General features: G+C 37.5%; 9 protein-coding genes and 1 pseudogene. 6 read left to right on the forward strand and 4 right to left on the reverse strand.

Annotation, left to right across the window (positions count from 1 at the left end):
- Nucleotides 1–118 precede the first annotated feature (118 nt).
- The 6 genes and pseudogenes from E4N74_RS10980 (at nt 119) to E4N74_RS11005 (ending at nt 7,501) form a co-directional block, all read left to right on the forward strand.
- Nucleotides 119–2,218, forward strand: coding sequence for a methyl-accepting chemotaxis protein (locus tag E4N74_RS10980; protein WP_255817719.1), 2,100 nt, complete (start codon nt 119–121; stop codon nt 2,216–2,218).
- 319 nt (nt 2,219–2,537) lie between these two features.
- On the forward strand, nt 2,538–3,347 hold the full coding sequence (locus E4N74_RS10985) for an MBL fold metallo-hydrolase (RefSeq protein ID WP_044978159.1): 810 nt from the start codon (nt 2,538–2,540) through the stop codon (nt 3,345–3,347).
- Between the two features lie 293 nt (nt 3,348–3,640).
- Nucleotides 3,641–4,435: a glucosamine-6-phosphate deaminase gene (gene nagB, locus E4N74_RS10990; protein ID WP_044978161.1), complete on the forward strand. Its 795-nt coding sequence runs from the start codon at nt 3,641–3,643 to the stop codon at nt 4,433–4,435.
- A pseudogene (locus E4N74_RS10995) lies at nt 4,435–5,523 on the forward strand (AI-2E family transporter); the annotation flags it as partial. The gene nagB and the pseudogene E4N74_RS10995, both read left to right, overlap by 1 nt.
- Nucleotides 5,524–5,620: 97 nt before the next feature.
- On the forward strand, nt 5,621–6,676 hold the full coding sequence (locus E4N74_RS11000; protein ID WP_044978162.1) for a ribonucleotide-diphosphate reductase subunit beta: 1,056 nt from the start codon (nt 5,621–5,623) through the stop codon (nt 6,674–6,676).
- Nucleotides 6,677–6,748: 72 nt separating this feature from the next.
- Nucleotides 6,749–7,501, forward strand: coding sequence for a hypothetical protein (locus E4N74_RS11005; protein ID WP_255817721.1), 753 nt, complete (start codon nt 6,749–6,751; stop codon nt 7,499–7,501).
- Between the two features lie 146 nt (nt 7,502–7,647).
- Here the strand turns inward: E4N74_RS11005 and E4N74_RS11010 are convergent, their stop codons facing one another.
- The 4 genes from E4N74_RS11010 to E4N74_RS11025 form a co-directional block, all read right to left on the reverse strand.
- Complete coding sequence (locus tag E4N74_RS11010; protein WP_044978164.1) at nt 7,648–9,003, reverse strand: MATE family efflux transporter; 1,356 nt, start codon at nt 9,001–9,003, stop codon at nt 7,648–7,650.
- Nucleotides 9,004–9,098: 95 nt separating this feature from the next.
- Nucleotides 9,099–9,749, reverse strand: coding sequence for a TetR/AcrR family transcriptional regulator (locus tag E4N74_RS11015; RefSeq protein WP_255817723.1), 651 nt, complete (start codon nt 9,747–9,749; stop codon nt 9,099–9,101).
- Between the two features lie 168 nt (nt 9,750–9,917).
- Nucleotides 9,918–11,291, reverse strand: coding sequence for a sodium/glutamate symporter (locus tag E4N74_RS11020; RefSeq protein ID WP_255817729.1), 1,374 nt, complete (start codon nt 11,289–11,291; stop codon nt 9,918–9,920).
- Between the two features lie 106 nt (nt 11,292–11,397).
- Complete coding sequence (locus E4N74_RS11025) at nt 11,398–13,554, reverse strand: methyl-accepting chemotaxis protein (protein WP_255817730.1); 2,157 nt, start codon at nt 13,552–13,554, stop codon at nt 11,398–11,400.
- Nucleotides 13,555–13,670: the final 116 nt, after the last annotated feature.

Consider the following 13,670-nt stretch of genomic DNA (forward strand, 5'->3'; position numbering starts at 1 on the left):
ATTTAAACTTTTCCTCAAATCTTCTAGGAGAATAATGTATAGCCCCTAATTTTTTGGAAATATGTTGTATTCTTAATGTACTACTCTGAAATTAAATAAACTGTAAGGAGTTTTTACTATGAGTAAAACAAAACGTTTTTCTTTGTTCAGCAAATTTATGGCCATATTCGGACTGCTTATTTTGATAATCAGTATTATATTAAGTTTTTTTTCGATACGTATCGCACGTAAAGCAGTAATCGAAAAAGTCGAAACCCATCTCATCGACAAGGCGGCGGACACAGCAGAAATTGTTGACGGGCGTATTTCAATATTTTTTCAAGTTCTTGAGGATATAGCGCAGGAACCCATTTTAAAAGATCCTGCAGTATCGTATCAGGAAAAAACAAAATATTTGGAAAAAGCAGTTTCTTCTAACGAAAAAATCGAACAGCTTAATCTATACGGACTTTCCGGAGTGCGTACTACTAACGATGGAACGATAGTAGATGTGCATGATAGGGAGTGGTTTAAATCCGCTTCTGCAGGTAATAAATTTATTTCGGAGCCGCTTCTTTCCAGATCTTTGAATAAATTTACAATTATACTCGCATTACCGTTATATGACAACAATCATAATATGCTTGGCGTATTAAATTGTGTTGTAGATGCAAAGCATCTTTCAAATCTTATTTCTGACATTGTTGTCGGTAAAACAGGTTATTGCTTTATTATCGGTTCGACGGGCACCATCGTTGCACTACAAGATTTTGACAAAGTAACAAATATGGTGAATATATTGAAAATGTCGGAAACCGACAAGAGCCTTGAATCTCTGGCCTCATTTGAAAAGACTGCACTCGAAAACAATACCTCATCGGTAGGTTTTTATGAATACGAAGGTGTAAGTAAAATTGCTTCTTATGCTACGATGAAAACTACCAATTGGAAGGTTATCATAAATGCACCTGTAAACGAATTTATGAAAACAGTCAATTCTTTGCGTCTTTCACTTATGGGTCTGACTGCAATTATTTTAGTTGGGGCGTTTATCCTTATATATTTTGATACCCGTTACATAATAAAACCGATCAAAAAAGTAGTCAACGCTCTGAAGAATATTGCGCATGGCGAAGGAGACCTAACGGTCAGACTTCCGATAAACGGCAACGATGAAATTACCGACCTGTCGGAATATTTTAATCAGACTATTTCCAAAATCGGCTCATCGATTAAGACCGTAGGAGCAAGCAGTGAAGAAATGACAAGCATAGGCAGCGAGCTTGCATCTAATATGACCGAAACCGCCAGTGCCGTGCACCAAATAAGTGCGAATATCGACGGAGTAAAACAGCAGGCACTTACTCAGGCTGCAAGCGTTACCGAAACGGCGGCTACGATTGAAGAAATTATCCGCACTATAAAACAGCTTAACGGCAGTATCGAAAATCAGGCAGCCAGCGTAGCCGAATCCTCTTCGGCTATCGAGCAGATGGTTGGGAACATAGCTTCTATCACTCAAACCCTCGGCAAAACCGATGATGTCATAAAAACACTCGCCTCCGCTACCGCCGACGGTAAGGAGACGATAGTTAATTCAAACTCTGTTACCCAAAAAATAGCCGAAGAATCAGGCAGTCTTTTGGAAGCCTCAAGCGTTATCCAGCACATTGCAAGTCAGACCAATCTTTTAGCAATGAATGCCGCAATCGAAGCCGCCCACGCAGGCGAGGCTGGTAAGGGCTTTGCCGTTGTTGCCGACGAAATCCGTAAGCTCGCCGAGGAATCCAGCACACAAGGTAAAACCATAACTTCTACCCTCAAAGTATTGTCGGGCGAAATCGAAGCTCTTTCAACTTCTTCAAAAACGGCAGAAGAAAGGTTCAATACCATCTTTGCTCTTTCGGAGCAGGTAAAAACTATGAGCCAAAACCTAACTAACGCTATGCGTGAACAGGAGAACGGAAGCAAGGAAGTACTCACTGCAATCCGCGATATCAATATGGTAACAAACCAAGTAAATGATGGTTCCGCCGAGATGCTGCGAGGCGGTGAGAATGTAGCTCAAGAAATGCAAAAGCTCGATGAGCTTACCCGTGTCATTACCGACAGCATGAACGAAATGGCGATCGGGGCGAGACAAATCAATAATGCCGTTCAGGAAGTAAATGAAATAAGTCAAAAAAACAAGCACAGCATTGAGAATTTGGCAAATGAAGTAAAGAAGTTTAAGGTTTAATGATTTCTTCTGCGGAGAGCCCTGATATTTTGCAAATATCACCTATCGGATAATTCAACCTCTTCATGCGTCTATTTCAAATGATTTTAATAATATGTATTCCCTTGCAGTTTTTATTATGCATTTACAGGAAGTAAAGGAGATTAGTCAAAAAATAAGCCTTACGGGAAGGTAGATCGTCTAAAAAAGCTGTCTCAAGATACTGTCAGACACATGTCAAAACACTTGACAGCTTATAAAATGAGTACTAAAATAATAAGTAGGAACTAAAAACTTCAGTTTTTAGAAATGACCAAATATTAATATAGGGGGTGTTTTTATGAGTTTGATGGATTATTTTGCAATTCATGTTGTTCCGAAAGTGTACAGAGGAAAAGGAGCTTTCCATCCTTCGGAAACAGGAAAATTGACGGAGACGGTAAGCTGCGTAAGAGAATACGACGTTAATATCTTTTTTATCCGCAAGGGCAGCACACTGATCGCAATAGATTCCGGATACAAAAATCATCCTGCTCTCTTACCTGGATGTAAAAAAATCGGAATCGATCCTAAAGCGGTTCAGGCACTGTTTCTTACTCATGCGGATCCGGATCATGCAGGAGGCTTGGATATTCGTTGTGAAAATTGCTTTACCAACGCTGAAATTTATCTCGGCGAAATTGAAGAAAATTATCTGACAAATACCGTATATCGTAAAAAGATCGGCCCGTTCGGATTAAAAAATTCCGTAAAAGTAAAAGATAATTATCACCTTCTTAAAGACGGCCAAACCGTTTCTATCGGTGATTTGACGATTCAACCGTTTTTAGTCCCTGGCCATACACTCGGACACTTAATGTATTTAATCGACAATGAAATGCTTTTTACGGGAGACTCCATTGCACTGAATGAAGACGGAGGATGGTGTTTTTTTGATCTGTTCAACTACAACAGTGAAATGAATATTGAATCTTTGAAAGCATTAAAGGAAAAACTGGATTTAAATAGAATTAAGTATGTATTTACTTCCCATAACGGATTTACTGATAACGTGAAGGCTGTTTTTGCTCATGTCGATGTTATTCCGAAATGGAATGAAAAAGGATTTATATTTGATAAAACAGCCCCTTATGATTGTTTTGCCGAGTAGCAATTTTTTCATAATGCGGCCTCTTGACATTTATTCAAAAATTAATTATATTACTTTTACACACAGAAGATACACACTATTATTCTATTCACAAGCAGCCCTTTCTCCTCCTTTTCGGGCTGCTTTCTTTTTATAAGCTTAAAAATGTATAAACTTTGTATCTGCAAAACTCTAGTTAAATTTCCGGATTACTTTTATGTTCTTGTCCTGAAAATCAATCATCATTTATTTACTAATTTTAAGTTTTTTTGTATTATATGTTCCTTAGGTTATTAAGCTAAGAGGGAGACTCTATGAGACTTATCATAAAAAACAACTATGAAGATTGTTCAAAATGGACTGCCGATTATATCTGCAATAAAATTATCGAATTTAATCCTACAAAAGAAAAGCCTTTTGTTCTTGGGCTTCCGACAGGCTCCACACCGCTGGGTGTTTATAAAGAGCTTATAAAAAAGAATAAAGAAGGCATTTTATCTTTTAAGCACGTAGTTACTTTTAACATGGATGAATATGTAGGTTTGGAACCCTCCCATCCTCAAAGCTATCATTATTTTATGATGGATAATTTTTTTAATCACATCGATATTGCCCCTAAAAACATTCATATATTGGACGGGATGACTAAGGATAAGAAAAAGGAATGTGAAGACTATGAAAAGGCAATCCGCTCTTACGGAAAAATTCATTTATTTTTAGGCGGAATAGGAGCAGACGGGCATATTGCCTTTAATGAGCCGTACTCTTCATTAGCTTCCCGTACAAGGGAAAAAACTTTAACACGGGATACCATCATAATGAATTCCCGATTCTTTGGCGGGAATGAAGACCTTGTTCCAAAAACGGCTTTGACTGTCGGTATCGGTACAATTATGGATGCTGAAGAAGTTTTAATAATGGCAACCGGACATGCTAAGGCTGAGGCCGTTCATCAGGCAGTTGAGGGCGGGGTAAGTCACGTTTGGACTGTCAGCACTTTACAACTTCATCCGAAATCCATTATAATCTGCGACGATGCTGCAACAGACGAACTTAAAGTAAAAACCGTAAAATACTTTTTGGATATCGAAAAGGAAAACAGAAACTAATGTATCAAGAAAACAAACACAGGCTTCACACTATTTCATTCTTTGTATTACTTGCAGGAATGTTGATTCTTGTGGGTAAGTTATTTTTACCATACGCAAGCGTTTTATTATGGTCGGCGGTAATTTATATTTTGGTAAGGCCGTTATATAATAAGATACTATCTAGGATGAATAAAGAAAAAAAAACTTTCCCGATAAAGAAAAGATTGCTTGCAGGCAGTTTTGCAATAATAACGGTTCTTGTTGTTGCCGGTGTTTTGTTTTTTGTTGTGATAAAAATATTCGGGCAGGGAAAAATACTTGTTCAAAGTATTCAAACCTTTTTAGAAAATATTAACAATGCAGATTCAGGCTTTTCAAAAAACGATATAGCAGAAATGGTAAACCGCTTATCGATGGGGACGATAGATATTTCCAACCTTGATTTACAAAAAGAAGTTTTAAACATTTTATCTTCTTCTTCGGATAAAATATTAAGGTATGCAACAAGTCTTGTAAAAAATGCAGGTTCGTTTTTTTTGTCCCTTGTTTTTTTTGCCTTTGCTCTTTACTTTTTTTATATAGATGGGGCTTATCTTTTTAGCTTGCTAAAACATGCTATCCCGATAGAGAATGAAACATCAAGCAAACTGTTTTCTAAAATAGGCGAAATTACAACAAATCTTTTTAAGGGTCTCTTTCTGGTTTCGTTTTATCAATGCCTTGCATCTTTTGTAGTTTATCTTATATTCGGTGTTCAAAGTGCACTATTGCTTGCAATTCTAACCTTTTTTAGCTCATTTTTACCCCTTGTCGGCTGCGGTTTAATTTGGTTTCCTGTAGGAATAGGGCTATGCTTTACAGCAGGTTTTGTAAAAGGTATTATTTTTTTGGTGGTTGCAGGTTCGATAATCAGTTTTATGGATAACTTTTTACGTCCTTTCTTTTTAAAGGACAGAATAAAAATACATCCTCTTTTAATCTTTTTTTCAATGTTGGGAGGCGTCAGTATGTTTTCATTTGACGGTATCATTTTAGGACCGATGATTGTAATCTTATTCTTTACCGTTTTAGATATGGCTTTGGATATAGAAGAAAAAAAAGACAACATTTTAAGCGGAAATGTACCGCAGGAAAATAAAATTGAACAACATATCGGCAAATCTAATTTTGAAAATAATGTTATAAAAGGAGTAGATAAAAATTATGATAACTGAAAAAACCGTTTTGCCCCAAAAGGCTTTGTTTAATGAAAAAGGAGATATAGAAACTCACAAGCGTAAAATGATTGGAGGAAATACTACCAACCTAAACGATTTTAACAATATGAAGTATTCATGGGCAAGCGATTGGTATCGGCAGGCTATGAATAATTTTTGGATACCGGAAGAAATTAACATGACTACCGATGTTCAAGATTACCGAAAATTATCTGTACCGGAGAAAACAGCCTACGATAAAATACTTTCATTTTTAATTTTTTTGGACAGTATTCAGACTGCAAACCTTCCGAATGTCGGCCAATATGTAACAGCCAACGAAGTAAACTTGTGCCTTACTATTCAAGCCTTTCAAGAAGCGGTTCATTCACAAAGTTACAGTTACATGCTCGATACAATTTGTTCTCCCGAAGAACGCACTGAAATTTTATATCAATGGAAAGACGATGAACATCTTTTACGCAGAAATAAATTTATCGGTGATTTATACAATGAATTTCAAACCGACAAAAGCGCTCTTGCTTTTTTAAAAGTATGCGTTGCAAACTATATTTTGGAAGGTATTTATTTTTATTCCGGTTTTATGTTCTTTTATAATTTGGGAAGGAACAATAAGATGCCCGGTTCTGTTCAGGAAATACGCTATATCAATCGGGATGAAAATACACATCTTTGGCTTTTCCGCTCGGTGATACAGGAACTTCAAAAAGAAGAGCCTCAATTATTTACTCCGCAAAGCGTGGAACTTTTTAGAGGAATGATAAAGGAAGGCTGTGAACAAGAAATAGCTTGGGGAAATTATGTTATAGGAAACGATATTCCCGGGCTTAACAGTCAAATGGTTACCGACTATATTCAATACTTGGGGAATCTCAGATGTGAAAATCTCGGCTTTGCACCTATTTATGACGGGCACAGGGAAGAACCTCAATCTATGAGCTGGGTCAGCCAGTATAGCAATGCGAACCTGATTAAGACTGATTTCTTTGAAGCCAAGTCCACCGCCTATGCAAAATCATCTGCGATGGTAGATGACCTATAAATTAAAATAAGGTTCGAACCTTTTACTCTTTTGCGACGATATTAGTATGAAGTCTTTTTTATGGAGGGAAAAATGTTTTTTATTTCACTTATTACTGTTATTATTACAGTATCTACTTTTGCTCTTGTTGCCCGCATCCTTATTGCATATTGGATTTACAAAGATGCACAAGAAAGAAATGACGAACCATTGATTTGGGTTTTAATTGTATTTTTTCTATCGGCAGTGCTTGGACTTGTTCTTTATCTTGTAGCGGCCCGAAAAAGTAAGAGGATAAAATGCACCTCATGCGGATTTATTCAAGCTGCCGGAATACCATTTTGCGGCAGCTGCGGTAAACAGATGCCTCATATTTCGGATGCTGTAAATAAAAGAAACAAGGCAAATCTCTGGCCTCTTATTGCCGCCGCGGTTTTAACTCTTTTGAGCTTGATCTTTTCGATTATCTTATCTATTTATATTTTTAAATCGGCCATGGATGGTGAAATCGAAAATTTCTTTCCTGATACAAATATAGCCATTATGCAGACCCAAACTAATTTTAATAATCTATGGAAGGCTAAATTTAAATATAAAACTTCTGAGAATATCACTACCTTTACAATAAAGGAAGGTAAAAATTTAAAATGTTTATGGAATATAGATTCAGGTAATATTTCGGTAGAAATAAGTTTTGGTGATAAGTTAATCACATCTTTTGATAATAATAAAGACGGAAATATATTAAATACCGAAATTGATATGTCTGCTTACAACGATAAAAAAATTAAACTCAAAATAAAATGCAGCAAAGCATCCGGTTCTTTTGAATTTAATGCACGCTAGATAGATACTAAAAATATAATTTAATGATTCTCCCGCTTGCAAAAAGGTAGATTTCACAAGACAGCCGAAATCAACAACCCCGACGCAAGCGTCGGGGTATTAAACCCTCCGCACGAATAAAGGCCGCCTTGTGAAATGACAGTAACTTATGCATTCAATGGTTTATCTTTAGTACTTAGATCTTTTTTAAAAAGTTTAATCACTATAAGTGCAGATAAAACCATAACTAGTGTATCTACTATCGGACTTGAAATCCAAATCCCACGTGTTCCAAAAAATACGGGAAGAATCAATACGGCCGGAATATAAAGCAAGAATTGACGAGAAATTACCAGCATACCTGCGTACTTTGCTTTACCTAGAGCTTGGAAAAGGGTTAAATTGATAATCATAATCGCCGACAATGGGAACAAAGAAATAGCAAGCATTGTATTCGTTCTTCCTAGAGATATAAGTTCCTTATTTTCCAAGAAGAGACCTAAAACCCTTTCAGGCATTATTAAAAATACCAGCCAAAATATCAGTGATAAAAACAATCCGAAGCCGTAAAAAAGAAACGTACCTTTTTTTACTCTGTCAAATTTTCCTGCTCCGAAATTGGTTCCTGCAAAGGGTTGATAGCCCTGACTTATTCCCCAAAGAGGAATAAATGACAACATTAGATATCTAAAAAAAGCACCCATCAAGATTACCTGATCTTCTCCGCCATATTTTTTTAGTGTAGAATACATTACCGCCTGCTGCAAAAGTGCAAAAACTTGCATAAGCATTGCAGAAAAACCGATTGAAAGAGTTTCTTTTACGATACTTTTTTGAAGCTTAAAATATTTGAATTTAACATTTTTGCTAAAGAAAGCAAAGTAACAGAAATTACATATTGCAAGAACTACTTGAGATATGACTGTTGCTATAGCGGCACCCTCAAGTCCTTTTTTTAAAACAATTACAAAGACCGCATCCAAAATAATATTTAATACGGCACTTATTCCCATCAAAAGCATTGCAATACCCATTCGGCCTTCTCCTCTCATAACCATGTTTGCAGCCTGACCGAAATTTACGAATATTGATCCGAGGTATACAATTCTTAAATAGCTCACTCCTAAACGGAGCATTTCGCCTTCGGCTCCTATAAGATATAAAAGTTGAGGCGCAAAAATTAATCCTATTGTCATAGTTACCAATGAAAAAAGCAGAGTTAGCAAAAGGACGTTTCCCATAATAGAATCAACGGTTTCTTGGTCACTCCGCCCTACAGCCCTCGAAAGAACGGAAGCGGAACCTATACCTACTAAAACGGCAATGCCGTTATTTATCAGTGTAAATGTATAGGCTACACTGATTGCTCCTAAAGCTAAGCTGCTTACATATCTTCCTACAAATATTGCATCCACAAAGCTGTATAAACTGATTACAAACATTCCGATAATGCCCGGAATACTGAGTTCGAGCATCAGCTTGAACATATTATCTGATATTAGATGCTCTCTCTTATCTGTCATATAAACCTCCATAACTGACGATACCGTCAGTTAGATTATATAAAAAGAGAAAATAAAGTCAAGATAGGGTAACTAATTTTGACTGAAGTTTTTATTTAGCTGATAATAAAACTCTTTTTTATAAAAGAGTAAATAAGGCCGTGTATGTCTTTCTTTCCTTTATCAAAAACGGTTTTGTCTTCAAAAAGTTCATACATTATAAGGATTCCGTTAAAGAGGCGGGAGTAGAGTCTTTCCGCTTTGTTTGTTTTATACTTTATTTTTTTACCGGCAAAAGCTCCTTCTTTAAACAAGTGCTCCAAATTTTCTCTTATAAACTTATGAGCCTGAGCCTCAAGCTCCAAAAAAAGAGCTTCATATTCTTTGTCATATAGAATTTCTGCAAGGAACATTAGATAAAGCCGTTTTTCGGGGACATCATCAAATAGTTTTGCTTCTAAAGCTTGGGTCACAATTTCATAAGGGTCGTCAATTTTTTTTGCAGAACTAAAAATTTCTTCGTTCCGTTTGTAGCGGAAATAGTTTCCTGCCTGCATTATAGCAAACATTATAGCCTTTGTGTTTTTAAAGTACTGATATACCCCTCCTTTTGAAAGGCTTGTGGAGGCAACTATATCTTCCATAGTAGTATTACGGAAGCCTTTTTTTAAAAACACTTTCTTTGCCGCTTCCATTATCTCATGCGAGCGCTCTTCTTTTGTTTTCCGTTTAAATTTAGCCATATCTATATTATAAGGAAACAACAAAAAAAATGAAGAGGCTGTTATAAATGGACATCTTTAAAAAACTTACCGGGTTTGTTTCGATTCTTTAGAATAACAATTATTTACTGAAAATAATGGCTTGGGGCCGGCCTTTTGTTTATAAGGTTTTTACATATACCCTATAACAAAAGACCGAGCCGCGGCCTAATTTTAGTCGACCAAGCCTATGGTAATACCAATTATCATTATATTGAAAAAATCAATAAATAAGGAGCCGACTATAGGAACGACAAAGAAGGCTATCTTTGAATAGCCGTATTTTTCGCATATAGAGCCCATATTAGCCATGGCGTTAGGGGTTGCGGCAAAACCGAAACCGATGTGTCCGGCCGTGATGACCGCAGCATCGTAATCTCCGCCCATAACCTTAAAGGTAACAAAGCGGGTGTATAAATACAAAAGAACGATTTGAGCGCTTAAAATAATCATCAGAGGGATAGCCAAACTTACCAGCTGCCAAAGTTTTAGCGAAACAAGAGCTAAAGCCAAAAACATATTCAAAGAAATATTTCCGAGTGCATCAATTTCGTCCATATTTATCTTGAATTTTTTTGACGTATCTGCAATGTTTCGTATAACGGCAGCACAAATCATCGCCCCTATGTAAATGGGGAATTTAAATTTGGGCGATATTGAATTAAGATAATTGGTAACAAAGAGACCAAAACCTGAAGCCAGAACTAAAAACATAAAAGCCAGTAATAATTTTTCACTGCTAAGATGCTTTTCAGAACTGGTTGTCGAGTTATCTACTTCACCTTTTGCCGAGGCTTCATGAATAACTTCTTCCTGAACCGTTACGACTTCTTGACCCTCTTCCCTGCCCTTTGTGGGATTAAAGAAGAGCCGCTTTATAAAGCTCGGATGAACCGCTTCTACTTTCTTAACAACTTTTGTTGTTTTTATTATGTTTCCCGATTCATCAATTCTTACGCTTTCATCGGCATTTGAAGGCTGTAAGCCGTATTTTTTTATCAGACGGTTTCCGACGGGACCGCCTAAGATGGAGCTTATCAAAGAGCCGAAGGTGGGAACGGCTACTGCGAGGGATAAGGCTCCCAGAGTGTTTTCCGGATCAACAATAGGAGCAAAGGAGGCCGCTGTACCGAACCCCCCTGTAAAAGATGTTGAACCCAGCATGACGGCGAGCATCGGATTAAAGTTTATAAGCCTTGCGACTCCTTGAGCTACAACGTTTTGCAAAATAGCAAAAACTATAGCTACAGCCAAAAAGACAAAAACTTTTTTCCCGCCGTCTCTTAAAATCGAAAACCCTGCATTATAGCCCACAGAGGTAAAAAACATTACCATCCAATAGGTTTGCAGGGTTGTGTCAAATTCGAAGTCGAGTACTTTTGCTGTGTGAAGTGCTAACGAAATCAGCGCAAACAAAAAGCCGCCCACTATCGGGGCAGGTATACAATACTTTTGAAAAAACTCAAACTTCGCCTTAATGAATCGTCCAACCAGCAACCAAGCGATTGCAAAGCCGAGCGACTGGTACATATTCATATGAATTACCATAACTCTCTCCTTTTGCGTGCGTCTAACGCAATTCGGGATGCAAGAGTGAGTATAGGCCTTTTATATGAATATGTCAATCCGTCGGTATAAAATCTTTACCGTTTAATCAAACCTTAAACTTGCCGACTTCAGCAGCTAGATTTTCAATACTCGTCTTATTTTTTTGTGTTATTGCATTTACTTCCTGAACTGCATTGTTTATCTGAACGGCACCTGCTACCATCTCGTTCATACTGTCGGTTATCATACGGGTTAAATTATCAAGTTTTAGCATTTCTTCTGCGACCCCCTCTCCGCCTTTCAGCATCTCTTCGGAACCGGCTTGAACTTCTACGGTTACCGTATTGATATTTTTAATTGCTCCGAGTACTTCGCGGCTGCCGTTCTCCTGTTCTCGCATTGCTTCGGTAAGGCGGTCGCTCATCGATTTTACTTGTTCGGACAAATTAAAAATCGTGCTGAATTTGTCTTCGACGGTTTTAGAAGAAACCGAAAGAGATTCTATTTCGCTTGATAAGGTTTTAAGCGTAGATGTTATCGTCTTGCCTTGAGTTGCCGAGTCTTCAGCGAGCTTTCTGATTTCATCTGCGACGACAGCGAAACCTTTGCCCGCTTCACCTGCGTGGGCTGCTTCAATAGCAGCATTCATTGCGAGCAAATTGGTTTGGCTTGCAATATGCTGAATAACGCTTGAGGCTTCTATAAGGGAGCCCGATTCTTCTGCAATTTTCTGTGTTACGCTGTTTGAGGTTATAATCGTTTCTTTTCCGTCTTCAGTTGCCGATGCAAGATTTTTGACAACATCATAGGTTTTTTCAAGCGTTTGCGTAATGGATGCGATGTTGGCAACCATCTCTTCTACTGAGGCCGAAGACTGGGCAACGCTTGCTGCTTGATGTTCGATACTGTTATTCAGCTGTTTGATAGTGCGTACAATTTGTTCAATTGTAGCTGCGGTTTCGGTCACGCTTGCAGCTTGCGTAAGGGTTTGGCTTTTAACCCCTTCAATGTTTGCACTGATTTCATTTATCGCACTCGCCGTTTGAGTCATATTGGAAGCAAGTTCTTCTCCTATGGCTTCCATTGAAACCGAATTTTCACCGACATTTTTGATTGCAGCGCCTATTTTTTCAATTGTTTGATTGAAATATTCGGACAAATCTGTGATTTCATCATTTCCGTTAACGGGAAGACGAACAGTTAAGTCTCCTTCTCCCTGTGCAATATCTTTTAACGCTGTAACCGTTTTTCGAATAGGCTGGAGCATATAATGTGCAACGGCATATATAACGGCAAGAGTAATAATCAAAATGATAATACCTAAGATTCTTATACTCATTCTTAAATCGTCTACCGTTTTTATGAATTCTTTAACCGGTGCTTTAAGAATGACCGTCCATCCGGTAATTTTGATCGTCGAATATGAAGCGATATTTGAAATATCGTCATAATCATAGTAGCCGAGCTCACTATCATCGGTATCAAGGGCATGCTGCAAAAATTCCACTAGGGAAGCAAGGTTTTTATTGTTCTTACCTTCTTCAATCATATTCCTCTGCTTGGTTACCATATCAAAATTTTTGTGTGCTATAACGGTACCCTTTAAACCGAGTATATAGCATTCACCTGTTTGCCCGACTACGATGTCATCGATTTCCTCAGAGAGGAGCTTAGCCGGAACCGCCGCATTTAGGATACCGATTATTGAGTTATTGTCATCGTAAATCGGAACTGCAAAAAGGATTTGCATATTATTTGTTATGTGTGAAATAGTCGGTTCTGTAATAAAGTTTTTACCCTGTGCAGCTGCTTTAAACCATTCTCTGTCTCTTACGGACGTACTCATACCATTTGCATCATAACGGTTGCCTTGCATATCACAGACACCGAAGTAGTCTATCTTTTTGTTGCGTTCGGCTTCTTTTACAAGAAGCTCTGCTTTTTCGGTTAAAGTCATTGAATTGTCGCGTAAAAACGGCATGCGGGCCAAGCCTTCAATAAATTGAACAACGGAAGTTACCCTTCCGTCAATGACTTCAGCGATGTCGGTTGCTTTATCTGTTAGATGCGCTTCCACTTTTTCAAGTACCGCTTTACGTGCAATACCCACCGTAAGCATGGCTGCAATTACAAGTGCAATCGTAATTAAAAGCCCAAAAACTAAAACCATTTTTTTGCGCAGCGAAAACTGCTTTTTAGTTGTTTTCGCAATCTGATGTTTCTCATTGTTTTTTTCAGAGAAAATTCCGTCATTCTTTGTCATTTTAAGACTCCTTATGAATTAGGCAGGCCTTGAAGAATGTTTAGTTTTTCGAGGTATGTCTTAAATTTAGTTGCGGCGTTTGTTAGATTTAAATTTCATTTTTTTTAATATAATTA

This window comes from Treponema putidum (genome assembly GCF_024401155.1).
GTDB classification, from domain to species: Bacteria; Spirochaetota; Spirochaetia; order Treponematales; family Treponemataceae; genus Treponema_B; species Treponema_B putidum.

Coding starts and splice junctions, on each gene's coding strand:
- nagB (WP_044978161.1), top strand. CDS start 3,641: ATGAGACTTATCATAAAAAACAACTATGAAGATTGTTCAAAATGGACT.
- E4N74_RS10985 (WP_044978159.1), top strand. CDS start 2,538: ATGAGTTTGATGGATTATTTTGCAATTCATGTTGTTCCGAAAGTGTAC.
- E4N74_RS11005 (WP_255817721.1), top strand. CDS start 6,749: ATGTTTTTTATTTCACTTATTACTGTTATTATTACAGTATCTACTTTT.
- E4N74_RS11000 (WP_044978162.1), top strand. CDS start 5,621: ATGATAACTGAAAAAACCGTTTTGCCCCAAAAGGCTTTGTTTAATGAA.
- E4N74_RS11025 (WP_255817730.1), bottom strand. CDS start 13,554: ATGACAAAGAATGACGGAATTTTCTCTGAAAAAAACAATGAGAAACAT.
- E4N74_RS10980 (WP_255817719.1), top strand. CDS start 119: ATGAGTAAAACAAAACGTTTTTCTTTGTTCAGCAAATTTATGGCCATA.
- E4N74_RS11010 (WP_044978164.1), bottom strand. CDS start 9,003: ATGACAGATAAGAGAGAGCATCTAATATCAGATAATATGTTCAAGCTG.
- E4N74_RS11020 (WP_255817729.1), bottom strand. CDS start 11,291: ATGGTAATTCATATGAATATGTACCAGTCGCTCGGCTTTGCAATCGCT.